Annotated in this window: 23 protein-coding genes, 2 pseudogenes and 1 riboswitch; of the genes and pseudogenes, 19 read left to right on the top strand and 6 right to left on the bottom strand. The window is 60.3% G+C overall.

Annotation, left to right across the window (positions count from 1 at the left end; genetic code table 11):
• Positions 1-49: 49 nt before the first annotated feature.
• The 7 genes and pseudogenes from IPK17_RS01940 to leuB all read left to right on the top strand — a co-directional run bounded on the left by IPK17_RS01940 (position 50) and on the right by leuB (position 7,952).
• Positions 50-1,660, top strand: coding sequence for a 2-isopropylmalate synthase (locus tag IPK17_RS01940; RefSeq protein ID WP_343415984.1), 1,611 nt, complete (start codon positions 50-52; stop codon positions 1,658-1,660).
• Between the two features lie 86 nt (positions 1,661-1,746).
• Positions 1,747-2,447 (top strand): annotated as a pseudogene (locus tag IPK17_RS01935) (aspartate/glutamate racemase family protein).
• 111 nt (positions 2,448-2,558) lie between these two features.
• Positions 2,559-3,992: a 3-isopropylmalate dehydratase large subunit gene (leuC, locus tag IPK17_RS01930; RefSeq protein WP_343415983.1), complete on the top strand. Its 1,434-nt coding sequence runs from the start codon at positions 2,559-2,561 to the stop codon at positions 3,990-3,992.
• A gap of 12 nt (positions 3,993-4,004) precedes the next feature.
• Positions 4,005-4,610, top strand: a complete 606-nt coding sequence (leuD, locus tag IPK17_RS01925) for a 3-isopropylmalate dehydratase small subunit (protein ID WP_343415982.1) — start codon at positions 4,005-4,007, stop codon at positions 4,608-4,610.
• 94 nt (positions 4,611-4,704) lie between these two features.
• Positions 4,705-6,291, top strand: a complete 1,587-nt coding sequence (gene cimA / locus IPK17_RS01920) for a citramalate synthase (protein ID WP_343415981.1) — start codon at positions 4,705-4,707, stop codon at positions 6,289-6,291.
• A 131-nt stretch (positions 6,292-6,422) separates the two neighbouring features.
• Positions 6,423-6,782: a cupin domain-containing protein gene (locus IPK17_RS01915; RefSeq protein WP_343415980.1), complete on the top strand. Its 360-nt coding sequence runs from the start codon at positions 6,423-6,425 to the stop codon at positions 6,780-6,782.
• Between the two features lie 108 nt (positions 6,783-6,890).
• Complete coding sequence (leuB, locus tag IPK17_RS01910; RefSeq protein WP_343415979.1) at positions 6,891-7,952, top strand: 3-isopropylmalate dehydrogenase; 1,062 nt, start codon at positions 6,891-6,893, stop codon at positions 7,950-7,952.
• Between the two features lie 111 nt (positions 7,953-8,063).
• Here leuB and IPK17_RS01905 read toward each other — a convergent pair whose 3' ends face one another.
• Positions 8,064-9,986: a Clp protease N-terminal domain-containing protein gene (locus tag IPK17_RS01905; protein WP_343415978.1), complete on the bottom strand. Its 1,923-nt coding sequence runs from the start codon at positions 9,984-9,986 to the stop codon at positions 8,064-8,066.
• A 29-nt stretch (positions 9,987-10,015) separates the two neighbouring features.
• Positions 10,016-10,363 (bottom strand): FHA domain-containing protein, encoded by a 348-nt coding sequence (locus IPK17_RS01900; RefSeq protein ID WP_343415977.1) that lies wholly within the window; start codon positions 10,361-10,363, stop codon positions 10,016-10,018.
• A 162-nt stretch (positions 10,364-10,525) separates the two neighbouring features.
• A riboswitch (SAM riboswitch) is annotated at positions 10,526-10,638 on the top strand.
• A 130-nt stretch (positions 10,639-10,768) separates the two neighbouring features.
• Here IPK17_RS01900 and IPK17_RS01895 point away from each other — a divergent pair.
• Positions 10,769-12,028, top strand: coding sequence for a trans-sulfuration enzyme family protein (locus IPK17_RS01895; RefSeq protein ID WP_343415976.1), 1,260 nt, complete (start codon positions 10,769-10,771; stop codon positions 12,026-12,028).
• Between the two features lie 119 nt (positions 12,029-12,147).
• Here the strand turns inward: IPK17_RS01895 and thrC are convergent, their stop codons facing one another.
• Positions 12,148-13,446 carry a threonine synthase gene (gene thrC / locus IPK17_RS01890; protein ID WP_343415975.1) on the bottom strand — a complete coding sequence of 433 codons (1,299 nt, stop codon included), beginning with the start codon at positions 13,444-13,446 and terminating at the stop codon, positions 12,148-12,150.
• A 112-nt stretch (positions 13,447-13,558) separates the two neighbouring features.
• Here thrC and IPK17_RS01885 point away from each other — a divergent pair, with 112 nt between their 5' ends.
• The 7 genes and pseudogenes from IPK17_RS01885 to IPK17_RS01855 all read left to right on the top strand — a co-directional run bounded on the left by IPK17_RS01885 (position 13,559) and on the right by IPK17_RS01855 (position 20,040).
• Entirely contained in the window at positions 13,559-14,500 is a 942-nt protein-coding gene (locus IPK17_RS01885) for a homoserine kinase (RefSeq protein WP_343415974.1), read from the top strand.
• A gap of 147 nt (positions 14,501-14,647) precedes the next feature.
• Entirely contained in the window at positions 14,648-16,120 is a 1,473-nt protein-coding gene (locus IPK17_RS01880) for an aldehyde dehydrogenase family protein (protein WP_343415973.1), read from the top strand.
• A gap of 102 nt (positions 16,121-16,222) precedes the next feature.
• Positions 16,223-16,429: a Fe-S cluster assembly protein IscX gene (gene iscX / locus IPK17_RS01875; protein WP_343415972.1), complete on the top strand. Its 207-nt coding sequence runs from the start codon at positions 16,223-16,225 to the stop codon at positions 16,427-16,429.
• On the top strand, positions 16,426-17,280 hold the full coding sequence (locus tag IPK17_RS01870; RefSeq protein ID WP_343415971.1) for an NADH-quinone oxidoreductase subunit B: 855 nt from the start codon (positions 16,426-16,428) through the stop codon (positions 17,278-17,280). Before iscX ends, IPK17_RS01870 begins: the two co-directional genes overlap by 4 nt.
• A pseudogene (locus IPK17_RS01865) lies at positions 17,281-17,742 on the top strand (NADH-quinone oxidoreductase subunit C); the annotation flags it as partial.
• 171 nt (positions 17,743-17,913) lie between these two features.
• On the top strand, positions 17,914-19,146 hold the full coding sequence (locus IPK17_RS01860; RefSeq protein WP_343416580.1) for an NADH-quinone oxidoreductase subunit D: 1,233 nt from the start codon (positions 17,914-17,916) through the stop codon (positions 19,144-19,146).
• Positions 19,147-19,158: 12 nt separating this feature from the next.
• Positions 19,159-20,040 carry a 4Fe-4S binding protein gene (locus IPK17_RS01855; protein ID WP_343415970.1) on the top strand — a complete coding sequence of 294 codons (882 nt, stop codon included), beginning with the start codon at positions 19,159-19,161 and terminating at the stop codon, positions 20,038-20,040.
• Between the two features lie 87 nt (positions 20,041-20,127).
• Here the strand turns inward: IPK17_RS01855 and IPK17_RS01850 are convergent, their stop codons facing one another.
• Entirely contained in the window at positions 20,128-20,535 is a 408-nt protein-coding gene (locus IPK17_RS01850) for a PRC-barrel domain-containing protein (protein ID WP_343415969.1), read from the bottom strand.
• 160 nt (positions 20,536-20,695) lie between these two features.
• Here IPK17_RS01850 and IPK17_RS01845 point away from each other — a divergent pair, with 160 nt between their 5' ends.
• Positions 20,696-21,880 carry a PAS domain-containing sensor histidine kinase gene (locus tag IPK17_RS01845; protein WP_343415968.1) on the top strand — a complete coding sequence of 395 codons (1,185 nt, stop codon included), beginning with the start codon at positions 20,696-20,698 and terminating at the stop codon, positions 21,878-21,880.
• A gap of 81 nt (positions 21,881-21,961) precedes the next feature.
• Positions 21,962-23,014: an Mrp/NBP35 family ATP-binding protein gene (locus IPK17_RS01840; protein WP_343415967.1), complete on the top strand. Its 1,053-nt coding sequence runs from the start codon at positions 21,962-21,964 to the stop codon at positions 23,012-23,014.
• Positions 23,015-23,233: 219 nt separating this feature from the next.
• Here IPK17_RS01840 and IPK17_RS01835 read toward each other — a convergent pair whose 3' ends face one another.
• Positions 23,234-23,512, bottom strand: a complete 279-nt coding sequence (locus IPK17_RS01835; RefSeq protein ID WP_343415966.1) for a hypothetical protein — start codon at positions 23,510-23,512, stop codon at positions 23,234-23,236.
• Positions 23,513-23,659: 147 nt separating this feature from the next.
• Here IPK17_RS01835 and IPK17_RS01830 point away from each other — a divergent pair, with 147 nt between their 5' ends.
• Together IPK17_RS01830 and IPK17_RS01825 are read left to right on the top strand one after the other, a co-directional pair.
• Positions 23,660-23,995, top strand: coding sequence for an STAS domain-containing protein (locus tag IPK17_RS01830; RefSeq protein WP_343415965.1), 336 nt, complete (start codon positions 23,660-23,662; stop codon positions 23,993-23,995).
• Positions 23,996-24,009: 14 nt separating this feature from the next.
• Positions 24,010-24,738: an ATP-binding protein gene (locus tag IPK17_RS01825; RefSeq protein ID WP_343415964.1), complete on the top strand. Its 729-nt coding sequence runs from the start codon at positions 24,010-24,012 to the stop codon at positions 24,736-24,738.
• Between the two features lie 76 nt (positions 24,739-24,814).
• Here IPK17_RS01825 and IPK17_RS01820 read toward each other — a convergent pair whose 3' ends face one another.
• Complete coding sequence (locus IPK17_RS01820) at positions 24,815-26,437, bottom strand: serine hydrolase (protein WP_343415963.1); 1,623 nt, start codon at positions 26,435-26,437, stop codon at positions 24,815-24,817.
• Positions 26,438-26,542 lie beyond the last annotated feature (105 nt).

The following is a 26,542-nucleotide window of genomic DNA, read 5'->3' as shown; positions in this document are numbered from 1 at the left end:
TGACTGAGGCTTATTGCACAGGCGGAATGCGGAAAAGGCGGAAAGCGTGATGGACGACGGTGTAGTCAATCAAGATGTAGTGGTGTTCTTTGATACGACGCTGCGCGATGGCGAACAAAGCCCCGGCGCGTCGCTGACCAGCGCGGAAAAGCTGGAGATCGCCCGGCAGTTGGCGCGTTTGGGTGTGGATATCATCGAAGCGGGTTTCCCCGCCGCCTCCCCCGACGACCTTGCCGCCGTGCAGCGCGTTGCTCGTGAAGTTGGGCAAGGCCCCGACAGTCCGACGATCTGCGGGTTGGCGCGCGCGGTTGAAAAAGACATCCTCACCTGCTGGGAAGGCGTGAAGGACGCGCACAAGCCGCGCATTCACACGTTCCTCGGCACGTCCGACATTCACCTCAAATACCAGACTGGCTTTACCTATCAGCAGGGGTTGGATGCGATCCGCAAAGCGGTGACGCTCGCTGCCAGCCTGTCGCCCGATGTTGAATTCAGCCCGATGGATGCCGGACGCACCAATCCGGATTATCTGGTGGAAGTGTGCGCGCTGGCCGTCGCCTGCGGCGCGCGGACGCTCAACATCCCCGACACCGTCGGCTATGTGACGCCCGGCGAATGGCACGACGTGATCGCCCGCCTGATTGAACTAACTCCCGGCGCGGGGAAGGGCAGCGGCGTGATCTGGTCGGTGCACTGCCACAATGATCTGGGTCTGGCGACCGCGAATACGCTGGCGGGGGTGATGGCGGGTGCGCGGCAGGTCGAAGTGACGATCAACGGCATTGGCGAACGTGCGGGCAACACCAGCCTCGAAGAAGTCGCGATGGCGCTGGCCACCCGTCCGCATTACTACAATGTCGGCATGCACATCAACACCAAAGAGATCGTCAAGACCAGCCGTATGGTCAGCAACTACATGGGCATTCATGTCCAGCCCAACAAGGCGATTGTCGGCGCGAATGCCTTTGCGCATGAAGCGGGCATTCATCAGGATGGCATGCTCAAGAACGCCAGCACCTACGAGATCATGACGCCCGAGAGCGTCGGTTGGACGCAGAGTCGTCTGGTCTTGGGCAAGCACAGCGGTCGCCATGCTCTGAAAGTGCGTCTGGAAGAACTGGGCTACACGCTCGACAAAGAGGGTTTGCAGCAGGTCTTTGACCGCTTCAAGGTGCTGGCCGACGCCAAAAAGAACGTCACCGATGCTGACCTCACGGCGCTCATGACCGACGAACTCCATAAGCCACAGGAATTCTTCCATCTCGATGATATTCAGGTGATGTCCGGCACGATGGGCATGCCGACCGCGACCGCCAAGCTCTCGACGGGCGACGGCGAAGTTCATATTCATGCGGCGGTGGGCGCTGGCCCGGTCGATGCCTGCTATCGGGCGCTCGATGCCATCATCAACCTGCCCAATACGCTGATCGAATACAGCGTGCACAGCGTCACCGAAGGCATTGATGCGCTCGGTGAAGTGACCGTGCGCATTGAAACACCCGACGGAGCGCGCTCGTTTGGCGGTTACGGCGCAGACAGCGACATCATCGTCGCCAGCGTCAAGGCGTATCTGGCGGCGCTCAATCGGATGATCGCCGCGCTCGGCCTCGGCGCGGTCAAGCCGGAAGGCGAAGCGGCGACCGTCGCCATTGGGGATTAACGGAGTCGCCTCACCCCCGACCCCTCTCCCATGGGAGAGGGGGGTTTCCGCCTCCCGCCCGAGGTTTAGCAGGTTAGGAAAACGGTTTGAAAACCATCGGCTTGATCGGCGGACTCTCGTGGGAGTCGTCCGCCGAGTACTACCGGATGATCAATGAAGCGGTGAAGCAGCGCCTCGGCGGGCTGCACTCCGCGCAAACGCTCATGTTCTCGTTCGACTTCGCGGAGATCGAACGCTTGCAGCACGCGGGCGACTGGGACGCGGCGACCGAGCGCATGATCGATGCGGCGCAGCGGTTGGAACGCGGCGGCGCGGATCTGCTGATCATCTGCTCGAATACCATGCACCGGATGGCGCGGGAAGTGCAAGCGGCGGTGAGCATTCCGCTGATGCACATTGCCGATCCGACCGCCGAACGATCAAGGCGGCGGGCATCCAGCGGATCGGTTTGCTGGGTACGCGGTACACGATGGAGCAGGACTTCTATCGCGGGCGGTTGACTGACGTTCACGGGCTGGACGTGATCGTACCCGATGCGGCGGATCGCCAGATCGTGAACCGCATCATCTATGAAGAACTGGTGTTGGGGATCATCAAACCCGACTCGAAGGCGGAATACTTGCGCATAGTCAATCAGTTGGTCGCGCAGGGGGCAGCGGGCGTGATTCTTGGCTGCACCGAGATCGGACTGCTCATCAAACAGGCGGATTGTCCTGTTCCCGCTTTCGATACCACCGAAATTCATGCGTTGGCTGCCGTGGCGGCTGCGTTGGAATTGCAGATCTGATGGTGGTTGTTCTGTAGGGACGAGGCATGCTTCGTCCTCTCAAGACAACCACCGTCGAATCATTAACGTAATGGCGCACAGGCGCACCGAGACATCAAGAGGGTAGAGTAAGTGGCAAAAACGCTGTTTGAAAAGGTCTGGGAGAGCCATCTCGTCCGTCCGCAGACGGATGATCTTCCCGCCGTACTGTATATCGACCTGCACCTCGTCCACGAGGTGACCTCGCCGCAGGCGTTCACCGAACTGCGCCAGCGCGGGCTCAAAGTCCGCCGTCCGGATCGCACACTCGCGACGATGGATCACAGCACGCCGACCACGCCGCGCAACGAACTGGGGATCATCCCGGTGACCGACACGCAGGCGGCGGCGCAGCTCGACGTGATGCGCAAGAACTGCGCCGATTTCGGCATTCCGCTCTACGACCTCGGCACGCGCAATCAGGGTATCGTCCACGTCATCGGGCCGGAACAGGGCTTCACGCAGCCCGGCATGACGATTGTGTGCGGCGACAGCCACACCAGCACGCACGGCGCGTTTGGCGCGCTGGCCTTCGGCATCGGCACGAGCGAAGTCGGGCACGTGCTGGCGTCGCAAACGCTGCTGCAAAATCGCCCCAAGACGATGGCGGTGCGCGTCAACGGTCGCCTTGAAGACGGCGTGACCGCGAAAGACATCATTCTGGCGATCATTGCCAAGATCGGCGTAGGCGGCGGTACGGGCTACGTGTTCGAATACATGGGCGATGCGATCCGTGCGCTGAGCATGGAAGGCCGTATGACCATCTGCAATATGTCGATTGAGGGCGGCGCCCGCGCGGGTATGGTCGCGCCGGATGACACCACCTTCGAATACTTGAAGGGACGTCCCCATGCGCCGCAGGGCGCAGCGTGGGATCGCGCGGTCGAGGCGTGGCGCAAGCTGCCGTCTGACGAGGGCGCGACCTTCGACAACGAAGTCGTCCTCAACGCCGATGACCTCGTCCCGATGATCACTTACGGCACGAACCCCGGCATGGGCATGCCGATCACCGGACGCACGCCTGACCCCATGGCGTTTGGCGATGTCTCACAGCGTCTGGCGATGGAGAAGGCGCTCACCTATATGGGCTTGCAGCCGAATCAGCCGCTGCTCGGCAAGCCCGTTGATGTTGTGTTCCTCGGGAGCTGCACCAACAGCCGCATTGGCGATTTGCGCGAAGCAGCCAAGTTTATTCAGGGGCGCCGTGTGGCCGACAACGTCCGCATGATGGTTGTGCCCGGTTCGCAGCAGGTCAAGGCGCAGGCCGAAGCCGAAGGACTGGATCGCATCTTCCGCGAGGCGGGTGCGGAATGGCGTGAAGCGGGCTGCTCCATGTGTATTGCCATGAACGGTGATCAGCTCGCGCCGGGGCAGTACGCGGTCAGCACCAGCAACCGCAACTTTGAGGGGCGTCAGGGCAAGGGCGGACGCACCTTCCTCGCCAGCCCGCTCACCGCGGCGGCGACGGCCATTCGCGGCGTGGTCACCGACCCGCGCGAACTCGTACGCGAATTGATCACGGTCTAGGAGGACGACGACATGGAACCGATCAACACGTTCAGCGGCAAAATCGTCGCGCTTCCCATCAACGATACCGATACCGATCAGATCATCCCGGCGCGTTACCTCAAGGTGACCGACAAGGCCGGCTTAGGGGCGGCGCTGTTCTCGGATTGGCGTTACAATGCCGATGGTTCGCCTAAGGCGGATTTTGTGCTAAACCAGCCGCAGCATCAGGGCGCGTCTGTCCTGATCGGCGGGCACAACTTCGGCTGTGGCAGCTCGCGTGAACATGCACCGTGGGCGCTGGTCGGCGCGGGCTTTCAGGCGGTTGTAAGCACCTACTTTGCGGACATCTTCCGCAACAACGCGCTCAAGAACGGTCTGCTGCCCATTCAGGTGGACGAAGAAACGCACCGCCAGCTCATCAGCCTGGCGGAAGAAGACCCGAACACCGGGGTGAGTATCAATCTGGAGACGCAAACGATCACGCTGCCCGATGGGCGCGGCGTCACGTTCCCGATTGACGGCTTCTCCAAGCACTGCCTGCTCAACGGCGTCGATCAGATGGGCTATCTGCTCATGCTCGAAACCGAAATCTCCGCTTATGAAGCGGATCACCCGCAGCGCGTTAAGACGGTCTAAACCCCACGAACACGGATGTAGGGACGAGGCATGCCTCGTCCTTGTTCGCTGTGTCCGATTGGGTACTGCAAATGGAAACAAAGGCGCAATCAAGATGACGAGAGTAGCGATCTACGATACCACACTGCGCGATGGCACTCAGCGCGAGGGGATTTCGCTGTCGGTGGCGGACAAGCTGCGCGTGACGCGCTTGCTCGACGACATGGGCGTGGCGTACATCGAAGGCGGATGGCCGGGGTCGAACCCCAAGGACGCCGCGTATTTCCAGCAGGTCAAGTCAATTCCGCTCAAGAACGCGAAGATTGCCGCCTTCGGTTCGACCCGCCGCAAAAACGTGGATACCGAAACCGACCCGAACATTCGCGCGCTGGTCGAAGCGGAAACGCCCGTCGTGACCGTCGTCGGCAAAACGTCGATGCTGCACGTCACCGATGTGCTGCAAACGACGCCTGAAGAAAACCTGCGCATGATTGGTGACAGCATTCGCTACCTCAAGAGCATTGGCAAAGAGGTCATCTACGACGCCGAACATTTTTTTGATGGCGTGAAGCTCGACTACGAATATGGCTTTGACACGCTGCGCGCCGCGGTTGACTCCGGCGCGGACTGGATCTGCCTGTGCGATACCAACGGCGGTTCCCTGCCGTGGGAAGTCGCCAAGCTCGTCCATACTGCGCGCGAACTTTTCCCGCAGGTGCAAGTCGGCATCCACACCCATAACGATGGCGAACTGGCGGTCGCTAACTCACTTGCAGCGGTGGAGGCGGGCGCGACGCAGGTACAGGGCACGATCAACGGCTACGGCGAACGCTGCGGCAATGCCAATCTGTGCAGCATCATCCCCGACTTGCAGTTGAAGATGGGTTACGACTGCCTCCCCGACCGCGATCTGCGTTTCCTGACGCTCGTCTCGCGCTCGGTCGCGGAGATCGCCAATCTCGCGCCGGATAATCATCTGGCGTATGTCGGCAAGAGTGCGTTCGCGCACAAAGGCGGCATCCACGTTGCCGCTATGCGTCGCAACATCCACAGCTACCAGCACATCGACCCGGAGATGGTCGGCAACGAGATGCGCATCCTCGTGTCGGATCTATCGGGGCAGGGCAACCTGCTCAGCAAAGCCGAAGAACTTGGCCTCGACGTGGGCACGAGCGAAGCGGTCAAAGTGCTCGAAGAGATCAAACGGCTGGAAGCTCAGGGTTTCGTCTTTGAAGGCGCGGAGGCTTCCGTCGCCGTGCGCTTGCATCGCGCCAAACCAGACTACAAGCCGATCTTTGAACTGGTCGACTTCACCGTGATCGTCGAAGAACGGCGCGGGCGCGGTGGACAGGCGCAGGCCATCGTCAAGCTGGATGTGGACGGCGAAATCGTGCTCACGGCGGGCGAAGGCAACGGCCCGGTCAATGCGCTCGACCTGGCGCTGCGCAAGGCGCTTGTCATGCGCTACCCGCAGATCGCCGATTTCCAGTTGGCCGACTACAAAGTGCGTATCCTCGACGGGGAGAACGGCACCGCGGCGACGACCCGCGTAATGATCGAAACGCAGAGCGGCACGCAGCGGTGGAGTACCGTCGGCGCGGGCGCGAACATCATTCGCGCGAGTTGGTTGGCGCTGGCGGACAGCGTCGAGTATGGCGTGTGTATCGCCGCCGAGCAGGAACAGCAGGAAATTCAAGCCTGACCTGTCTTTCGTAGGGACGCGCTTCATCGCGTCCGCCACTTCCGCCCCCCCCCCCCCCTGAATTCAGGGAGGGGAGCGATGGGGGTTACGATCAGGACGATCGTTTGTCCCAAACAAAAAGGTAGGTCAGCATGGACAAAGTGAATGTGGCGGACAAGTTGAGCCAGTTTACCGAACACTGGAGCCCGAAGATCGTCGGCTCTGTGCAGGGCATGGACGTGAAGCTCGTCAAGCTGCTCGGTGAGTTTGTCTGGCATCAGCATGACGATCAGGACGAGATGTTCTTTGTGGTCAAGGGCCGCCTCCTGCTCAAGTTTCGGGATCGCGATGTGTGGCTGGACGAAGGCGAATTCCTCATCATCCCGCGCGGTGTCGAGCATTTGCCCGTCGCCGAACAGGAAGTGCACGTCATGCTGATCGAGCCGCAGGGCACACTCAACACCGGCAACGTGCAGAACGAGCGCACGGTCAGCGATTTGCAGAGGTTATAACCTCTAGAGATGTGAGAACTCTATCCGCGGCGTGCTCTCGGAACGCAGAGTAAATTGCTCTGCGTTCTCTGCGTTCTCTGCGGTTTCATTTCTTTTAGGAGAGCATGGATGAAAGCAAAGATCACAGTACTGCCCGGCGACGGGATTGGCGTGGAAGTTACCAGCGCGGCGGTTGCCGTACTGAACAAGGTCGCGTCGCGGTTTGGTCACGAATTCTCGTATGAAGAAGCGCTGATCGGCGGCATCGCCATCGACAAGACCGGCACAGCGCTCCCTGAAGAGACGCTGCGCACCGGCGAACAGTCGGACGCGATTCTGCTCGGCGCGGTCGGCGGCCCGAAGTGGGATAATCCCACGGCGGCGGTGCGCCCCGAACAGGGTCTGCTCAAGATTCGCAAGCACTTTGGTCTGTTCGCCAACTTGCGTCCGGTCAAGACCTATCCCGCGCTGGCGCAGTACAGCCCGCTTCGCATCGAACTGCTCAACGGCGTGGATATGCTTATCGTCCGCGAACTGACGGGCGGCATCTACTTTGGGCCGCGGCAGGAGCAGGGCGACGGCGACTCGGCCTACGACACCGAATTGTACACCGTGCCGGAGGTTGAACGCATCGCGCACATCGCTTTCCGGGCGGCGCAGGGGCGGCGCAAGAAGCTGACCTCGGTCGACAAGGCGAACGTCATGGCCTCCATGCGTCTGTGGCGGCGGACGGTCGTCAAGGTGGCGGAAGATTACGCTGATGTCGCGCTCGATCACGCGCTGGTCGATTCGTGCGCCATGCACCTGATCACGCGTCCGGCGAGCTTCGACGTGATGGTCGCCAGCAACATCTTCGGCGACATCCTCAGCGATGAAGCGTCGGTGCTGGCGGGGTCGCTCGGCATGCTGCCGTCGGCGTCGCTCGGTGCAGACGGTCTCGGTTTGTACGAACCGGTGCACGGCTCCGCGCCGGATATTGCGGGGCAGGGCAAGGCAAACCCGACCGGCGCGATCCTCAGCGCCGCCATGCTGCTGCGTTACAGCCTGAATCTGGAAGCGGAAGCCAAAGCAGTCGAAGCGGCGGTTGAGAGCGTGCTGGATCAGGGCGCGCGCACGGCGGATATCGCGCCGCGCGGCGGCAGCTTTGTCAGCACGACCGAATTCACGCAGGCCGTCGCGGAGAAAATCTAAGGTCAACTGCTTAACGCAAAGACGCGAAGTCGCTAAGGCGCAAAGTAGATTTTTGCTACTTTCTTTGCGTCTTTGCGTCCTAGCGTCTTTGCGTTGAGTCTTTTCTTGCCCTTACTCTTCCTGCGGTTGATCGGTGGACAGCGTATCGAACGACCCTGCGCCGCTCAGCTTATGCTGGAGCAGATTCATGGTGAGCGCCGCCAGCAGATACATCAGCCGCCGCCCGCCCACTGACATCGTGTCCCACGTGAACGCCCGCATCGACGCCATTGCCAGCGCGATGTAGTACTCATCCCACTGATCCGGCACGGCCAGACACTCGCGCACAATCTCGCGGATCGCGCTGATAGGCTGCATGGTAACGCTGGTCGGGCTGACCCCCGGCGCGTTCCCTGCGTTCAACGCCGCGATCAACCGCAGCACATCACGCGCGCCCTGCCACGAATCGCCTGCCGCCTTCATCACAATATCGTTCAGCAGACTGATTTCCAGCGACGCCCAGTCGAACAGGGTGTGTCCGTCGCGCGTCTGCGCAAAATCGATCAGGAAGGCACTGCTGTTCGGCCCGACGAGGATGTTGCCGAGATGCAGGTCACCGTGGATCTTGCTGAACGAGCCGTTTACGTAGCGATCCAATAAATCGTCGTAGGCGTAGACGGGGTTGGGCAGTGCATCCGGACGGATGCCGATCACGGGGATGGTCGCCGCGCGGTAATCAAAATCAGGGTCGAGCGAACTGGCGGCGCGCAGCAGCGCTTCTTCGCGGGTTTGCCACACGCGTCCGATCAATCGATCGACCGTCTCACCGCGGTAGAAGGTGTCGCGGGACAGGTTGACATTGCGCACCTGAATCTTGTAGGCGCGCTTAGCCGCTTCCGCGCCCTTGCCGAGTGCGAGCTGAATCCAGTTTTTCTCGCGGTTGACGCGCTGCACGATGAAGCCTTCGATGGAGATCACGTCGCCGTAGTGCAGTTCGTTGATGCGCTTGCGTTTGATCGGCTCTTTGATCGCAGTGATGGGCGCGGAACCGTCCTCTTCGCCCACGTATTCGAGGGTGAGCAGCGGCGGCAGCAGCCAATCATATTCCGTCCACACCTGAAAGCTGAATTCGCGGCGCTGCTGCCACCACGTTTTGCCGAAGTAGGGGTAGAGTTCACGCCGCAGCCAGTCACCGAGGTTGTCCACGCCGATCTTCTGAGCGACCGTCCGCAAGTCCTGTGCGTTGTTGTCCGTCCCAGCGACGAACGTGTATTTCAGCCCGGCGAGGTCAGACGTCTCCGACGTCGTCGGTTTGTCTTCCAGACGCGCGGTGAGCGGCGGCAGTGAATTCTTAACATGCTGCTCGTAGCGCTGCGCTTCATCCAGCACGATATCTGCCGTGTCGATTTTGACCACGACCGCGGCGTCCTCCATGCGATCCGTCCCGATGGGCGTCACCACGAGGATGAGCGCGGCTGTGTATCCGCCCATCAGCCGCCGCTCAACGCGAATCTGACTGTAGCCGTGGAACATGCGCCGCAGCAGCGCAATCGTCTGGTCGGAAAGGGCGAAGGTCCCGTCGAAGTCCTGCCCAAAATCGATCTTGATATAGGACTGGGCGGGAGCGTCGGTGAGGGCCCGCGTGCGCGCCTCGGATCGCAACCGCTCCAGATTAATTTCGAGCTTGCGCAGCACGCGCACGGGGATGCTGTCATTCTCTTCGAGGATCGCCAGCAGCAAATCGCGCTCGTCGATTTCCGGACGGTGCGCTTCGAGCGCGAGGTCGTTGGCGATGCTCAACACGACCTTGGTGCGCGGTGTATCGGGCACGCCCGCCCACAGGCGCTGACGGTTGCCTTTGCCTGTCAAACGGCGGATCGCATCAACCACATACTGCGGCGTTAACCCCTGTTCTTCGAGCAGCGTTCCGGTCAGGCCGCTTTGAATGTCCAGCAGGCCAATGAACAGATGCTCGACGCCGAGGTAGTAGTGATTCATGCGGAAAGATTCTTGCCGCGCATTGATCAGAATGTCTCGAAGCCCAATCGTCGCCATAAGTCTTTGTCTTTGGTCTGTAATCGCGGTTATTCGACAGGCTGAATGCGCATCCACGTGCGTCCGACGCGGAACAATTGGCCGTCGCTCAACGGGATGGTGCCTGTCACGCGCTGGTCATCCACGTTATCTTCGATAAAGGTGCCATTTTTGCTGTCGCAGTCTTCCAGCCACCACCCCTGGTCACGCCGATGCAGTTTGGCATGATACCGCGAACTATAGGTGTCGTTACGCAGGCACACATCGTTGTCTTCCTTGCGCCCGATGGTCAGCGTCCAATCGCCGCCGTCCTGCGACCCAGCGTCATCCCCAAAGGTGAGCAGCAGGCCGTCATCCACGCCGCTCATCAGCATAATGCCGACGTACTTATCTTCCATCGCCACCCTGACCACTGTTATCTGATCCTGCTCTCATAAGTATAGCGGGACTCCTCCGCTTGTGGATAGGTAATGACGGGTGGTCGAATTGCCTGCTTGCCAGCACACCAAAAGCATGCTATAGTCCTCTCCAAGTACGTTAACAAACCCCATAGCGCAACACTCTTATCCAGAGCGAGGGAGAGTACGGCTCGATGAACTCGCGGCAACCCCCACACCAGCCTTATCGGTGCGGGAAGGTGCTAAGTCCGGCAGATTATTCTGGAAGATGAGAGCGTACTTCTGGTGACCCAGGTTACGACCTCAAAGAGACTTCATGCCGAAGTCTCTTTTTATTCCCGAACCCTGCCGTGTGGAGCGAGTGCCACGGTGGGGTTTTATTGTATGGTGTGGAGACAGTCGATCATGCTCAATGGTAACAATCGGGGAAGCAAAACACGTTCAGTCCATGGCGGGACGAAGCGCGCCAAAGCCTACAACTCACTCACCGCGCCGATCGTGCAGACAGCGACGTATACCTTCAGCGATACGCAAGAGCTGATCGATTTTATGGAACGTAAGACGTGGGGCGATGGCGAAGACCGTGAGGAATACGGTCGCTATGGCAACCCGACCGTAACCGCGGTCGAACGCAAGCTGGCGGCGCTGGATGGCGGCGACGATGCCGTGCTGTATTCCTCGGGCATGAACGCGATCACCTCGCTGCTGCTGTCCATTCTCCCGGCGGGGTCGCACATCGTCATCACCGATGACTGTTATCGCCGCACCCGCCAATTCTGTTTGACCTTCCTCAAGCGTTTTGGCATTGAAACCACCGTCGTCCACATGGGTGACTACGAAGCGATGGAAACCGCCATCATCCCCAAGAAAACCCGCATCATCATCTCCGAAAGCCCGACCAACCCTTACCTCCGCATCGCCGACCTTGAACGCATCGCCCAGATTGGCAAGAAGCACCGTGTGCTCACGCTCATCGACAGCACGTTTGCGACGCCGGTCAATCAGCGTCCACTGGAATGGGGCATCGACTTTGTGCTGCACAGCGCGACCAAGTACCTCGCGGGGCACAACGATGTGCTGGCGGGCGTGATTGTGGGGCAGGGCGACCGCATGAAGGCGCTGCGTGACGCGCGCGGTGTGCTCGGCGGCGTGGTTGACCCGCATGCAGCGTATCTGGTGGATCGCGGCATCAAAACGTTGGGCGTGCGCGTACAGCAGCAGAACGAAACGGCGCTCGAAGTCGCGCGCTTCCTCGAAGCGCACCCGTCGATTGACCGCGTGTGGTATCCCGGCCTGAAGTCGCACCCCGATTACACCGTCGCGGCTTCGCAGATGGACGCGTTCGGCGGCGTCGTGACCTTCGAAGTGAAGGGGGACCTCAAGACGACCAGTGATTTCATTGACCGCATGCGCATTCCGTACATCGCGCCGAGCCTCGGCGGGGTCGAAAGCCTGATCGAGCAGCCCGCGCTGATGAGCTACTTCGAAAAGACGACCGAAGAACGCCTTGCGTTGGGCATCAAGGACAATCTGGTGCGCTTCGCCGTCGGCATCGAAGATACCAACGACCTCATCAACGATCTGGAACAGGCGCTGTCCGGCATCCGTGCCCGTCACGAATATCCGCAGATTCAGAACCTGTGGGAAGTCCGCTTCCGCCAGTAACAAGCACAAGACTCGTCGCAAAGACGCAAGGACACGAAGACGCAAAGGAATTGTTCTACTAACTCCTTTGCGTCTCTGCGTCTTCGCGCCTTTGCGTTTAATCTTGGCGTTTCTTGCTTTTATGCTGGCGTTAAGTTCGCGTCGTTGATGACTTCCGCCAGTGACTCGACCGTCGGCTTGGCCGCGAACACCCGGTTCGGGAACGCCGACTCGATGTCGTCCAGCAGCCCTTCATGATACGCAATCGTCGCGTCCGGGTCTTTCAGCACGTGACCCGTCAGGATGCCGACCACCGTCTCATGCGGCTTGATTACCCCATTTTCGACCAGCTTCTTGACGCCCGCCAGTGAACACGCCGACGCGGGTTCGCAGCCGATACCCTGCGCGTCGATCAGCGCCTTGGCATCCATGATCTGCTGGTCGGTGACCTGTTCGACCACGCCTTCCGTCCACTGGAGCGCGCGCACGGCCTTGGGGTAGTTGACCGGGTTGCCAATCTTGATCGCCGTGGCGATGGTATCCGCTTCCATCGGTTGATAGTCAGTGAAACCGTTCTGGTAGGCGCGGTACAGCGGATTCGCGCCTTCCGCCTGAATGATCGCCAGCGACGGCAGGCGGTCGATCAGGCCGATCTCATACATTTCGCGCAGACCCTTGCCAAACGCCGAACTGTTGCCGAGATTGCCGCCGGGCACGACGATCCAGTCGGGAACCTGCCAGCGCAACTGCTGGATCGTCTCGATCATGATCGACTTCTGCCCCTCAAGGCGGAACGGATTGACCGAGTTGAGCACATAAATGCCGAGCTTTTCTGAGATTTCGCGCACGAGTTCGAGGTTGCGGTCGAAGTCGGCGGCAATGCGGATGCACGTCGCGCCATACGCGACCGCTTGCGACAGTTTGCCGAGCGCGATCTGCTTGTTCTGGAACAGCACGATTCCCTGAATACCGCTCCACGCCGCGTACGCCGCCAGCGACGCCGAGGTGTTGCCCGTCGAGGCGCACGCCACCTTTTTCATACCGAGCACCTGCGCCTGCGTCAAGCCGCCCGTCATGCCGCGATCTTTGAACGATCCGGTCGGGTTTTCGCCTTCATGCTTCAGGTACAGCTTCTCCACGCCGACCCATTTGGATAGGCGCGGTGACGGGTAGAGGTTCGTGTTGCCTTCCGGGCGGCTGACGATCAGGGCAGGGTCAACGTCCGGGTAAATCATTTCTTTGTAGCGCCACACGCCGCTGTTATACGGAAAGTCGAGCGTCCCGAGGCGGGAATCGAACAACTCGCGAGTGACAGTTTTACGCAGCCAATCCATGTCGTGCTTGAGATCGAGCAAGCCGCCGCAAGTCGAACAGGTGTAGATGACTTGGTCGACGGGGTATTGATGATGACAGTTCATGCACTCAAGCACGCTCAACATACGGCACCTCATTTCAATGGATACGCCCCGATTGTAATGACTTGGGCGCTGACATACAATCCATGTTATACTTCCCGTGTTTTGTTCGTTTTGCCCAAGTTAAGGACAGTTCGTGAATAAAGCGGTTGCCTTTGCCCCCGCCACGGTGGCGAACATCGGTGTTGGCTTCGATATTTTAGGACTCGCGCTGGACAACCCTGGCGATACCATCAGCGCCGAGTTTTCCGACACGCCCGGCGTCACCGTCGCCGGGATCGAAGGGGATGGCGGCAAGCTTCCGCGTGATCCGAACAAGAATACCGCCTGTGTCGCCGGGCTGAGCGTCTTGCGCGCTGCCGGTTCGACGCAAGGTGTGGCGCTTACCATTCAGAAGGGCTTGCCCGCGGCCAGCGGTCTCGGCAGCAGCGCGGCGAGCGCGGTGGGCGCGGCGGTCGCAGTCAACGCGCTTCTTGGTGAACCGCTCACCCGCGACCAACTCCTCGCACCGTCGCTGGACGGTGAGGCGATTGCCAGCGGCTACCACGCTGATAACGTCGCGCCGTGCCTGTTCGGCGGCATCACGTTGAGCTATGGCATCGAAGCGCATCAAATCGAACGTCTGCCCATTCCGCGCGGACTCAGCCTCGCGCTGGTCACGCCGCATGTCGAAGTCGCGACGGCGATGGCGCGCGCGGTGCTGCCCAAAGAGATTCCGCTCAAGAGCATGGTCAAGCAGACGGGTTCAGTCGCCCGTTTGATCCGCGCCATTTACACCGACGATCTCGAAAGCATGGCCGCGGCGATGGAAGCCGACGTCGTCATCGAACCCGCCCGCGCGCATCTCATGCCGGGGCTGTTCGAAGCGCGGCGCGCGGCCAAAGCTGCGGGCGCGCTGGCTCTGGTGATCAGCGGGGCAGGACCGACGCTGTGCGCGGTCTGCGCGAGTCACGAAACGGCGCTGCAAGTCGTCTCTGCTTTAGAAATGGTGTACGCCGAACTCGGGTTGGGCTGCACAGCGCGCGCAGCCTCGGTCAGCGAACAGGGATCGAGCGTGCACGTCTCCGAAGGCGCGTAAGCATTCCGTGTTATTGCGTTTGTAGGGGCGCACGGCCGTGCGCCCCTACGATGAAAACACCATCGCGTCATTTGTGAAATCGTTGACAAACGCAGATGGGCTTTTTATACTCACCATCTGCAAAATAACCTTTTCTTGAGGAAAGAAATGTCTGAACTTGTACGCCATTACATTGGCGGTCAATGGGTGGAGTCGGGCGAGACGTTTGAGTCACGCAACCCCGCGACCGAAGAGCTGATCGCGCCGATTGCCAAAGCCACGGTCGAGCAGGTCGACGCGGCGGTGCAGGCGGCGAAGGCGGCGTATCGCGGTTGGCGGTTGACGCCTGCGCCCCGGCGCGGTGAAGTGCTCTATGCGGTCGCGCAGCTCCTCACCGAACGCAAAGAAGCGCTCTCGCGCCTGATGACTCAGGAAATGGGCAAGGTGCTGTCCGAAGCGCGCGGCGATGTGCAGGAAGCCATCGACATGGCGTATTACATGGGCGGGGAAGGGCGGCGCATGCTTGGCTATACCGCGCCCGTCGAAATGCCGGACAAGTTCGGCATGGCGCTCCGCGACTCGGTCGGCGTCGTCGGCTTGGTGACACCGTGGAACTTCCCGGTCGCTGTGCCGAGCTGGAAGATGCTGCCCGCGCTGGTAGCCGGTAATGCCGTCGTGTGGAAGCCGAGCGAAGAGACGCCCGCCGTCGCGGCGGCTTTCGTCAAGGTCTTCGAAGATGCGGGTTTGCCCCCCGGCGTGCTGAATCTCGTGTTGGGCGCGGGTGATGTGGGCGGCGCGCTCGTGGCGCATCCCGACGTGCGCGTGATCTCGTTTACAGGTTCGACCGACACCGGCTTGAAGGTGTACCAGAAAGCCGCGTCGTTGGGCAAGAAAGTTTGCCTGGAGATGGGCGGCAAGAACGCCATCATCGTCATGGATGATGCGAACCTTGAACTGGCGAGTAAGGCGATCACGTGGAGCGCCTACGGCACGACCGGGCAGCGCTGCACCGCCACCAGCCGTTTGATTGTCCACAAGGATATCAAAGCGCAGTTGGTCGAGGCGCTTGGCGATCGCGCGCGCACGCTCAAAGTTGGCTATGGCTTGGAAGACGGCGTCGAAGTTGGCCCGCTCGTTAACGCGAAGGCGTTAGAGAAGGTTGAACGCTACGTCGGCATTGGTCGCGACGAAGGCGCGCAAATTCTGATCGGCGGCGGTCGTCCCAACACCGCACGCGGCTATTTCTACAGCCCGACGCTGTTTGGAGGCGTCACGCCGACCATGCGCATTGCCCGTGAAGAAATCTTCGGGCCGGTGCTGTCGATGATCGAAGTCGACTCGCTGGAACAGGCGATTGAAGTCAACAACGGTGTGCCGTTCGGCCTGTCGAGCAGCATCTTCACCGAAAATGTGAACGCCGCTTTCCGCGCCATCCGCGACCTGACGACGGGTATCGTCTATATCAATCACGGCACGACCGGCGCGGAAATTCAGTTCCCGTTCGGCGGCACGCGCGGCACGGGCAACGGCATGCGCGAAGCCGGGTCGACGGCGCTGGATAGCTTCACCGAATGGAAGTCGGTCTATGTCGATTACAGCGGACGCTTACAGCGCGCGCAAATCGACAACCGTGAAGGGTAGCCATCCGTATGTCGGGATGAAATCTCCCTCATCCAATGCTCTAAATACGGCGTGTCCGACACTCGGATTTGAGCGCGACTTGCGGTAAAATACAGGTATCGGATGTTGTTGTATTGGGAAAACTCCTACGAAATCGTCCTGACGCTCATGGAGCGTTATCCTGACGTGCAGGTTGAATCCGTAGGGATGGATCAGTTGTACCGCATGATTGTCGAGTTACCAGAGTTCGCGGATGACCCGCGATTAGCGAACGAGGGTATCCTGCGGGATATTCTACGGGAGTGGTACGAGGAGGACAGCTCTGAATGAGCCAAATTGATCTACGTGAACTGCAAAGCACCGAGTTTCCCGTCCCGACGGAATTGCAGGACAACGTCGCCATCACCAGCCTGAGCCGGATCTATAACTGGAGCCGCCGCAATTCGATGTGGCCGCTGCTGTTCGGTTTGGCCTGCTGCGCGATTGAGATGATCTGCACCGCCGCATCGCGCTACGACCTGGCCCGTTTCGGGATGGAAGTGATGCGCGCCAGCCCGCGTCAAGCTGACCTGATGATCGTTTCCGGCACGGTGACGAAGAAGATGGTCGTGCCGATTGTCCGCCTCTACAACCAGATGCCGGAACCGAAATACGTTCTGGCGATGGGCGCGTGCGCCAGCGGCGGTGGCCCCTTCAAGGAAGGCTACAACGTCGTGTCCGGCATTGACCAGTATCTCCCGGTCGATGTGTATATGCCCGGCTGCCCGCCCACCCCGCAAGCGCTCATGTTCGGCTTGATCAGCCTGCAGCAGCGCATTGACGGTCAGTCGCTCATGGATATGGACGACATTCCGTGGTACGGCGTCGGTCCGTCGGATCCTGTCCCGGTGCCGATCCTCGGGCCGGACGTCATCGACCCGCGCCAGATGGAATTGATCCGTCAGCAGGCGCAGGCTGCGGCGGCCGGTCTGCCGTTCGGCGCGCGTGAACTGCCCAAGGCGGCGGTTGACGTGGTCGAGAAGGCGAAGAAGGTTGCGGCGGCGGCAAAACCGGCGGCGGCGCCTGCGGTCGCGGCGCCCAAGGCGGCGGATGCGGCTGACGACCCCGAAAAGGCCGAACGCCTGCGGAAGCGCGAAGAAGCGTTGGCGCGGAAGCGTGCCGCGCAAGGAAAGAGTGAGTAAATGGTCGATCAAACACTTGCCCCTCTGACGACGGGATCGATTGAAAATGCCGTCGACTACCTGAACCAGAAGTTCCCCGGTGCGATCAAGGCGGATACGCGTCCGGGCTACAGCGGCGTCATTGTGGATCGCACGCAGCTGCCCGAAGTCGCGCGCACGCTCAAGGATGATCTCGGCTTTGACTACCTGTCGAGCGTGACCGGTGTCGACTATCTGGGCATCGAAGACCAGATGGAAGTCGTGTATCACGCGTACCGCACATCCGGCGGTCCGGCGCTCCTCTTCAAGGCGCAGACCCCGCGTGACAATGCCGAAGTCCCGTCGGTCATCGACGTGTGGCAGGGCGCGGACTTTCAGGAACGCGAAATCTACGACCTGTACGGCATTCGCTTCAGCGGTCACCCCAATCTCAAGCGCATTCTGTTATGGGACGGCTTTGATGGCCACCCGATGCGTAAGGACTGGAAAGAAGCCTACTACGAAGAAGAACACAAGCCGTTTGAGAGCCGCTGGCCGAAGGGCTATGTGCGCCGCGCCGAAGAACTGAACGCCTACGGCAAGAACGTCAAGTACCCGGCGGATCTCGACCTGAGCAAGCTGACCGACACGACCGAATCCAGCCTGTATGGCAGCATGGGTTTAGGCGTGGACGCGAGTGACCTTGAAGACGGCGGCGGCATCAAGACGGATAAGCTCGTCGTTAACCTCGGGCCGCATCACCCCAGTACGCACGGCGTGTTCCGCATGGTCATCCAGCTCGACGGCGAGACCATCGAGCACCTCGAACCCGTCATGGGCTATCTGCATCGCAACCACGAGCAGATCGGGGAGCGCAACACCTACCTGCACAACATGCCGTTCACGGATCGCCTCGACTACATTGCCAGCATGAGCAATAACTGGGGCTATGCGATGGCAGTCGAAGGCTTGCTGGCGAAGGGCGCGCGTTACCAACCGCCGACCTACCGTGCGGAAGTCATCCGCGTACTGATGGCCGAACTCACCCGGATCGTCAATCACTTCTGGGCGATTGGCTTCCTGCTCAACGACCTCGGCGCGTTCTTCACGCCCGCGTTGTATGCGATTGCCGAACGTGAGAAGGTGCTGGACTTCTTCGAAGCGACCGCGGGCAGCCGCATGATGTGCAACTACATGCGCTTTGGCGGCGTCTCCAAAGACCTGCCGGATCGCATTCGTGGCGTGGCGAATCTGCTTAATGACCGCGTGCGCGACTTCAACACGATGGACTATCTGACTGAGCTCATCAATGAGCGTCTGCCGCGCGCGATTGACGACCTCGACAATTTCCTGAGCGACAGCGAAATCATCCGCACGCGTACCATTGGCGTCGGTTACCTGCCGCCGGAACTGGCGATCAATGCCAGCGCCGCTGGCCCGCTGCTCCGCGCGAGTGGTGTGCCGTACGATGTGCGCCGCGCGGATCCCTACGGCATCTATCCGGAACTCGACTTCGACATCGCGGTGCGCCCGAACGGTGACATCTACGACCGTTACCTGCTGCGCCTCGACGAAATGCGCGAAAGCATCCGCATCCTCAAGCAGATTCTGCCGCGCCTTGAAGCGACCAAGGGTGAACCGATCCTCGCGGGCAGCAAGCTGCACACGCCGCGCGTTCCGCTCGGCGAGTCGTATGGCCGCGTGGAAAACCCCAAGGGTGAACTCGGCTACTATGTCGTGTCGGCGGGCGATCCGAAGGGCACGCAGAACCCGTGGCGGTATCACGTGCGCGCCCCATCGTTCATCAACCTGACGGCGTTGGGCGAAATGTGCAAAGGTCATAAGGTGGCCGACGTGGTGGCGATCCTCGGCAGCATCGACATCGTGTTGGGTGAGACGGATCGTTAGGAGCGCGAATCTATGTACGGATTAGGTATTCTGAAAGGGCTGGGCGTCACGTTCCGCCATTTCATCAACAGCTACATCGAAGACTTGCGTGGGGCAGGGGCGAAACTGCTCGGTGACGAAACGGTGTTCACCCGCCGCCAGAGCCTCGACTCCGAAGGTATCTACACGGTGCAGTATCCCGATGAGAAGCTGGCCGTGCCGGAGCGCTTCCGTTTTGTGCCGTTCCTCGTGCAGGAAGACCCGGATCACCCGGATCGTCCTGGCCATGACTGGTGCACGAGTTGCGGTATCTGCGCGAAGGTCTGCCCGCCCCAGTGCATCTGGATTGTGCGCGGTGAAGACCCGGTGACCAAGCGCCCGATTCCCGAACCGGAAGCCTTCTTCATCGACATCGACATCTGCATGAACTGCGGCTACTGCGCGGAATTCTGCCCGTTCGATGCGATCAAGATGGATCACAACTACGAACTGGCGAGCTACGACCGCACGCAGAATCACATCTACGATAAGCAGAAGCTCGGCAAGCCATTCAGCTACTGGAAGACCATCGCGCCGACCACGGCGGCAGAAGAGGCCGAAGCGCGCGGCGGGTGGGAACATCCGGACGTGATCAAGGAAAAGAAGAAGCAGGCGGATGCGGCGGCGAAGGCCGCGGCAGCGCCGAAGCCCGCGGCTCCCGCTGCCGTGGCTCCCGGCCCGGTGGCGGCGACCAGCGAGCCGGCAGCGGCGGCGAGTGCCAGCGCCGCGGCGACTGCTCGCGCCGCGGAAACGGTCGAGACGCAGGCTCAGGCCGCGCCTGTCGTAGACGAAGAAGCCGCCAAGGCCGAACGTCTGCGCAAGCGCGAAGAAGCGCTCGCCCGCAAGCGCGCCGAGAAGGAAAAGGGTAACGGGTAGTCCATAGCGGACTCACCCGACGCAGACGACGAGCCCCAGCCCACCGCTGGGGCTCGTCGTTTTTCTAGCTGCGGTCTAGTTCGGGGCCTACTCGTGGATGAGCTGTTTTCTTTCGATGCTCAGGCGCACACCATCGTTTGTCACCCCCGCAATCTGGTCAGGCGTCGCGAACATGTCGCCGCCCAGCAGGGTGCCCGGTTCGATCTGAATGAACCCTTCGTTCATCAGGCGATTGCGCAGCGTTTCGGGCAGGCGGTCGTCCGCGAACACCGCCCGCAGCAAGTCGTCGAGCACTCCGCCACCGCGCGTGGTGCGGGGCATGCCGGTCGTCGCCGCGCCGGAAGCGTCCAGCAGTGAGGCATCGGCATCCGCGCCGAAGTACAGATCCTCCACCTTACCGATGTGATCGCCATTGGCATCATAGACCGCCATGCCTGTGCGGACCATGGACATGATCGACCGTGATTGGCCGGACTCGTTCTGTCGCATCGTCATGGTTCTCCTCCTATGTCTACCGTCGGCTCTATTATAAGATAACGAAGTGTATTGCGATTGCTCTGCGCGGCATTTCTCATGCGGGATTCACACACTATTGTTGTGAACTATGTTTGTCCGTACACTAAAAGATCAGTAGTGGTGGTGATCGAAGTGACCTATGCTCCCAGATAACGCAAACACCTCATCGTACTCCCGACTGTCAGCCAACCTGATGCCGACGAACGAGTCCAGCCTCAACGAACGGCGCTACCGCGCCCTGTTTGATCACACGAATGACGCGGTGTTCATCATCGGCATGTCCGGTATTCACCGCGAAGTGAACCAGCGCGCTTGTGAAATGTTCGGGTTTACTACCGCCGAACTGTTGGAGATGAGCGTGCATGATCTGGTCGCCCCAGATGAAGTGCCACAAAGCCAAGATGTCCGCGAGCAGCTGCTTCAAGGCGTGGTGATGCCCATCTATGAGCGGCGTTTTCAGCGTAAAGATGGCTCGATTCTGATTGCTGAAGTGAACGTCGCCCTGATCCGCGACCAAGCTGGAGCGCCGCTCTACATCCAGAGCATTTTGCGCGATGTGACCCAGCGCAAGCAATTGGAGATCGAACGGCTAGAGCAGGAACGTCTGCGCCTCGAACTGGAGACAGAACGCGAACTCAATGCGACCAAGGCCGAGCTGATGGTCACCATCGCGCATGAGCTGCGCACACCGCTGGCACTCATTTTGCTGCAGCGCGACGTGCTCGACCGCTATCACGCCCAGTTGACCGATGCCCAGCGGCACGAACGCCTCGGTATCATCCGCAAGCAGGTGTATCGACTGACCGAAATGCTGGAAGACTTGAGTTTTCTCGTCAAAGGCACGGTTGACGCGTTGGAACTGCGACCACAGGTGGAAAATGTCGAGGTGTTCGTCAATGCATTCATCCTCGACTTCCGGCAGGTCGTCGGCCTTAACCGACTGATCAAAACGACGTTTACGGGCGATCTGGCGCAGGTGAACATGGAATGCACCTTCGTCCGCCGCATTCTCACGCACCTGCTGCTCAATGCCGTGAAATACTCGCCCGAATCCACCACGACTCGCCTGGACGTGACGCGGGTTGGCGACGCGCTCCAATTCGTCGTGCGTGATCAGGGTATTGGGATTCTCGCCGAGGAGCAGGGCCATGTGTTCGAACTCTTCTTCCGCGGCAGCAACGCGAAAGGGGAGCGCGGTATGGGGATCGGCCTCAGCGTGGTGGCGCAGGCGGTTGAGCTGTACGGCGGACGGATTGAGGTTGAAAGTCAGCCTGATAAGGGCTCAACCTTCACGGTAACGCTGCCGATTTTGGGGCGAACTTAAAACCGGGATGAAGATCACCTTGGAAGCGCTGTCCATCGGGGATAAAATAGAAGGAAATCAGCATATTTATCGAGAGTCCCAATGAGCGATTTGAAAACTCAGGTCATGGCGGCACTCAGCACCGTCATCGAACCCGAACTCCACCGTGATATTGTGTCGCTGAATATGGTGCGCGATCTCGAGATCGTGGGCGATACCGCGACATTTACCATCGTGCTCACCACGCCCGCCTGTCCCCTCAAGAATGTTTTCCTGAGCCGCTGCAATGATGCGGTCATCGGCAAAGTGTCGGGCATCAGCCGTCTCGACATCAAGTGGGATGCGCAGGTGCCAACCGATCGACGCATCGGCGGCAATCTGGATGTGCCCATGCGCAGCATTATCGCCGTGGCCAGTGGCAAGGGCGGCGTCGGCAAGAGCACGGTTGCGACCAACCTCTCGGTTGCGCTGGCGGATGCGGGCGCGCGTGTCGGTCTTATCGACGCCGATATCCTCAACCCCAACATCCCCATGATGATGGGCCTCGGCAATGGCCGCCCGCGCGTCGTCAACAACAAGATGCTGCCGATTGAGGCGTACGGCGTCAAGGTGATGAGCACGGGCTTCCTGATCGAAGCGGACAAGCCCATGATCATGCGCGGCCCGATGCTGCACAGCGCCATTCGCCAGTTTTTCACGGATGTGAACTGGGGCAACCTCGATTACATGGTCGTCGATCTGCCGCCCGGCACGGGTGATGCCCCGCTGTCGCTGGCGCAATCCTTCCCGCTGACAGGCGCGATCGTTGTTACGCAGCCGCAGGATGTCGCCGTCTCCGACGCGCTGCGCGGCGCTGCCATGTTCGAACAGCTCAATGTGCCGCTGCTCGGGATCGTCGAAAATATGGCGGGTGATTTCTTTGGCACGGGTGGTGGCGAACGCCTCGCCAACGATCGCAAGATCCCGTTCCTCGGGCGCATTCCGCTGGATGCTGAAGTGCGCAAGGGCGGGGACTATGGTCGCCCGGTGGCGATTGTCCAGCCGGACAGCGCGGCGGGCAAAGCCTTCACGCAGATGGCGCAGACCGTGGCCGCTCGTATCAGCGTGGTCATGCTGCAAACTGCCGACGTAATTCCGCTCAATATCATCGGCTAACCCAGTCCAGCCAACCCTGTGGGGACGGGGCATGAAGTCATTTCAGAATCGGTAGTCTGCCTAACCTCACCCCTAAGTCCCCTCTCCCAAGGCCGAGGGGACTTAAGATCTCGGCACGTCTCCCCTCTCCTCTAGGAGATGGGCCGGGGGTGAGGTTGAGCATTTTCACCAATTGTGAAATAGGCTCATGGCTCGTCCTTTTTGATTTATACGCAGAAGCTAGTCATCCAGCCCGTACACATGAATCCGGTCGCTGCTGCCCACGGGGTTGTAGCGCCCGATCAGCGCCCAAAAAAGCCCGTTGAGCACCAACGCGGCGATGAGGGCGATCCAGCCTTCCGCATGGTAACTGCGATACCAGATATAGCGGCGGATGATCTCGCCGATGAGCAGCATCCCGATGGCGACCATCAACCGCCGTTTGCGCTCACTGCGCTGAACGAGCATCAGCATGATGCCGATAGCAACCGTCAGCAGGATGATAATCCCGATCTGCATGGCTTCCACTTTCGCATACAACGACTCAATTGCGCGCTATTGTACAACTCCTGCCTTAGTCGGAGGTAAAAGCTCCATCTTTTGTCATGTGCATAACCTATGTGCCTGAGGTTATAATTCGGGAGATACTGGTTCAGGAGTAAGGCGATGCTCGACATTCACGTGACTAAACAACAGCAGGTGACCCTTGTCGTAGTGAATGGACGTGTCGACAGCTTAAATGCTGGCGAATTAGGGCTGTCGCTTTCCAGCGCCATTGAGGATGGCGGCACCCAGATCGTCCTCGATCTGTCGCAGGTCGCCTACATGAGCAGCGCGGGTCTGCGCGAACTCGTCTCCGCTTTCAAGAAGGTGCGCCGGATCAGCGGTGACCTGCGGCTTGCGCAACCCTCACCCCGCGTGCAGGAAGTCTTGGAGATGGCTGGGTTGGACACCATTTTCCAAATCTTCCCCACGCAACTGGATGCGGTCGGCAGCTACTAGCCAGGGCCGGGTGCATGACTCCCAGTTTGCTGCGGATTCCGAGCGTCCTCGAAGAAGTCGCTGCCGCGTGCGTGTTCGTCGCTGATCAGGCTCAAGCCGCCGGGCTCGATGCCACCGCGTGTCATCACTGCTATCTGGCAACGGACGAAGCCTGTACGAATATCGTCGAACACGGCTACGGTCAATCCTGCCCGGAAGGTTTCATTGAGCTGATCTGCGCGGTGGAAGGCGATCAGTTCATCATCACGATCATTGACGACAGCCCCGCATTTGATCCGTTGGGCGTGCCCGATCCCGATGTGAAAGCGCCGTTGGCTCAGCGCGAACCGGGCGGGTGGGGCATCTTCTTCATCAAAAAGCTGATGGATCGCGTCGACTACATCCATGATGGAGCCAGCAATCGCCTGATGATGAGCAAAGGCATCAGCACCCATCACAATGGGGGTGAACCGCCCGCCGAGGCGCGCTTACAGCCGATCCGCCTGCAGGAACTGCGCCCGAAAACGGTCCTCATTGCACCCAGCGGCAAACTCGACTCGGTGCAGAGTCGCGAACTCGCCGTGGTATTCGGGCAGGTATTCGCGGACGGCAACCGCTGGCTGTTGTTGGATTTAGCTGAAGTCGATTATATCTCCAGCGCGGGGTTCAAAACGCTCGTGAGCGCGTGGCAGCGGCGCGCGCGGCCAAAGGTGATCTCATTCTCGTCACGCTCACTGGGCGCGTTCGGGAAGTCCTGGAGATGATCGGGTTAAACCTCGTCTTCACCATCGCCGACTCCCCGGAACACGCGCTTGCCCGCCTGAAGAAGTAAGCTCGCGGCTAGCCGCTGCGCCAACTGTTGATATCGTCGAGATTCACCTCACCGTAGGGCGGGGCGAAATTCAGACACTCGACCGCTTGCTCCGGCAGATCAGTGCGCGGTGCAATCAGCGGATCTTCCGGGCTGAAGTAATTCCACGCGGCGCGCGAAATACCTTCAATGAGCGGCCACGCCCGCGCGTAGCTGAAGAAATCGGTGTTCTCCCACACAAACACGGCAATGACATAGTCACGACCATTCGGCGGGAACACGATCCCCGCATCGCCATGCACGTTTTCCAGCCAGCCATTTTTGTGCGAGATGCGCGCGTCTGCCGGAATTCCGCCTTGCAGCAGGCGTTCGAGGTCGTTTGCGCTCATCAGTTCCAGCATCTGACGACACTCGTTCTGGGTGAAACTGCCGTCAGGGTACGCCGTGATCAAGCCTGAGCCGTAATTCGCGCAGTCGTAGATCATGCTGAACAGTGTGCCGAGGTCTTCGGTTGTCGTCTGGTTGAACGGATCCGCGCCCGTGTTGAAACTCTGATTGGGGGAAGTCGACGGTGCCGGAATCGAGAACAACTGCTGATCGCCACCCAAGAACAAGGGTGCGGAGATGTAGCTGTTCCGGGCGCCGACATAGCGCGCGGTGTTCGTCACGTCGGCGATGCCCGCCGCGAGGCTGGTATCTGTACCGCCGCCGATGATCTGCATGATGAGATTCGAAGAACTGTTATTGCTGCACAGCAGCGACTGCGCCATGAGATACGCCTCGTCGTCGCTGGGCGCGAACAGCAGGTTGCGGAAGTAGTCGATCATGATCGACACCTTGACCGTACTCGCGGCGGAAACGGCCACATCGCTCAGCAGGTTGACTTCCTCACCCGTCTCCAAATCCATGACGAACACCGACGCGATGGTCGACTGCCCGTCGTAGACGAAGCCTTCCGAGTCGAGATAGGCGATGATCAACTGCCGCAGTGAATCGATGTTGGTGTTGCGACCATCGGTGCTGTCGACAGGCAGCACGACCTGTCGATTGATCGGGTCGCGCAGCGCCGCGTCAATGAGGGGCAGGGCGACATTCGTATCCAGTACATAGCCCGCGTCGCCGGTACGGAAGGTGAGCGTTTGCACGTCATAGCTGCCTTCGCCGGGCGGACGGTCGTAGCGCGCGGCAATATCACTGACAATCTGCCGCAGCAGCGCCTCCTGATAATCCGCCGTCAAAGTCACATTGACCTGTGTTTCCGATTCACTGCCCGCCAGATAATTGAAGAACTGCTGCCAGAAGGCGACTTCGCTGGCGCCGCCTGCGCGCGCTTCAGCGAGCATAGCTTCGCGATTCGTCCGGAAGCCGATTGAGGCTGGATCGAGCAGAATCGGGCTGTCCGCGTACCAGAGCGTGACGGGTTGAGCGTAGGCCTGTTCGATGCGGCTGGCGGCATCGACGGCGGAGAGCCCGCCAATCGGAACGCCTGCCACCACGACTTCATTGGAGAACCGTTCGGTTTGCTGACTAAAGCGGATAAGTTCGAGCAGCAGCAGCCCGAGCGCCGCGAAGATGAACAACCACGAAAACAGGGGAATTATCGGGAGGCGGCGCGAGCGCCGACGCGTACCCAATCCACTGAGAGAAGTCATAACCCATACAGTTGAACTAAACCAACACCAGCGCCTGAGTCTAGCCGACAACCGGAGCTCTGACAACCCGTCGTCAAGCTGCTGGCGAAAACGCGTGCCGATAAA

Source organism: Candidatus Flexifilum breve, from assembly GCF_016713355.1.
The sequence above is the reverse complement of the archived record's forward strand: the minus strand, read 5'-3'. Positions and strand labels throughout refer to the sequence as shown.

Excerpts from the sequence above, each read along its gene's own strand:
- IPK17_RS01940 (WP_343415984.1), top strand. The coding sequence starts at position 50 with ATGGACGACGGTGTAGTCAATCAAGATGTAGTGGTGTTCTTTGATACG.
- leuD (WP_343415982.1), top strand. The coding sequence starts at position 4,005 with ATGGAACCGATCAACACGTTCAGCGGCAAAATCGTCGCGCTTCCCATC.
- cimA (WP_343415981.1), top strand. The coding sequence starts at position 4,705 with ATGACGAGAGTAGCGATCTACGATACCACACTGCGCGATGGCACTCAG.
- IPK17_RS01915 (WP_343415980.1), top strand. The coding sequence starts at position 6,423 with ATGGACAAAGTGAATGTGGCGGACAAGTTGAGCCAGTTTACCGAACAC.
- leuB (WP_343415979.1), top strand. The coding sequence starts at position 6,891 with ATGAAAGCAAAGATCACAGTACTGCCCGGCGACGGGATTGGCGTGGAA.
- IPK17_RS01905 (WP_343415978.1), bottom strand. The coding sequence starts at position 9,986 with ATGGCGACGATTGGGCTTCGAGACATTCTGATCAATGCGCGGCAAGAA.
- IPK17_RS01900 (WP_343415977.1), bottom strand. The coding sequence starts at position 10,363 with ATGGAAGATAAGTACGTCGGCATTATGCTGATGAGCGGCGTGGATGAC.
- IPK17_RS01895 (WP_343415976.1), top strand. The coding sequence starts at position 10,769 with ATGCTCAATGGTAACAATCGGGGAAGCAAAACACGTTCAGTCCATGGC.
- thrC (WP_343415975.1), bottom strand. The coding sequence starts at position 13,446 with ATGTTGAGCGTGCTTGAGTGCATGAACTGTCATCATCAATACCCCGTC.
- IPK17_RS01880 (WP_343415973.1), top strand. The coding sequence starts at position 14,648 with ATGTCTGAACTTGTACGCCATTACATTGGCGGTCAATGGGTGGAGTCG.
- iscX (WP_343415972.1), top strand. The coding sequence starts at position 16,223 with ATGTTGTTGTATTGGGAAAACTCCTACGAAATCGTCCTGACGCTCATG.
- IPK17_RS01870 (WP_343415971.1), top strand. The coding sequence starts at position 16,426 with ATGAGCCAAATTGATCTACGTGAACTGCAAAGCACCGAGTTTCCCGTC.
- IPK17_RS01860 (WP_343416580.1), top strand. The coding sequence starts at position 17,914 with ATGGGTTTAGGCGTGGACGCGAGTGACCTTGAAGACGGCGGCGGCATC.
- IPK17_RS01855 (WP_343415970.1), top strand. The coding sequence starts at position 19,159 with ATGTACGGATTAGGTATTCTGAAAGGGCTGGGCGTCACGTTCCGCCAT.
- IPK17_RS01850 (WP_343415969.1), bottom strand. The coding sequence starts at position 20,535 with ATGACGATGCGACAGAACGAGTCCGGCCAATCACGGTCGATCATGTCC.
- IPK17_RS01845 (WP_343415968.1), top strand. The coding sequence starts at position 20,696 with ATGCTCCCAGATAACGCAAACACCTCATCGTACTCCCGACTGTCAGCC.
- IPK17_RS01840 (WP_343415967.1), top strand. The coding sequence starts at position 21,962 with ATGAGCGATTTGAAAACTCAGGTCATGGCGGCACTCAGCACCGTCATC.
- IPK17_RS01835 (WP_343415966.1), bottom strand. The coding sequence starts at position 23,512 with ATGCAGATCGGGATTATCATCCTGCTGACGGTTGCTATCGGCATCATG.
- IPK17_RS01830 (WP_343415965.1), top strand. The coding sequence starts at position 23,660 with ATGCTCGACATTCACGTGACTAAACAACAGCAGGTGACCCTTGTCGTA.
- IPK17_RS01825 (WP_343415964.1), top strand. The coding sequence starts at position 24,010 with ATGACTCCCAGTTTGCTGCGGATTCCGAGCGTCCTCGAAGAAGTCGCT.
- IPK17_RS01820 (WP_343415963.1), bottom strand. The coding sequence starts at position 26,437 with ATGACTTCTCTCAGTGGATTGGGTACGCGTCGGCGCTCGCGCCGCCTC.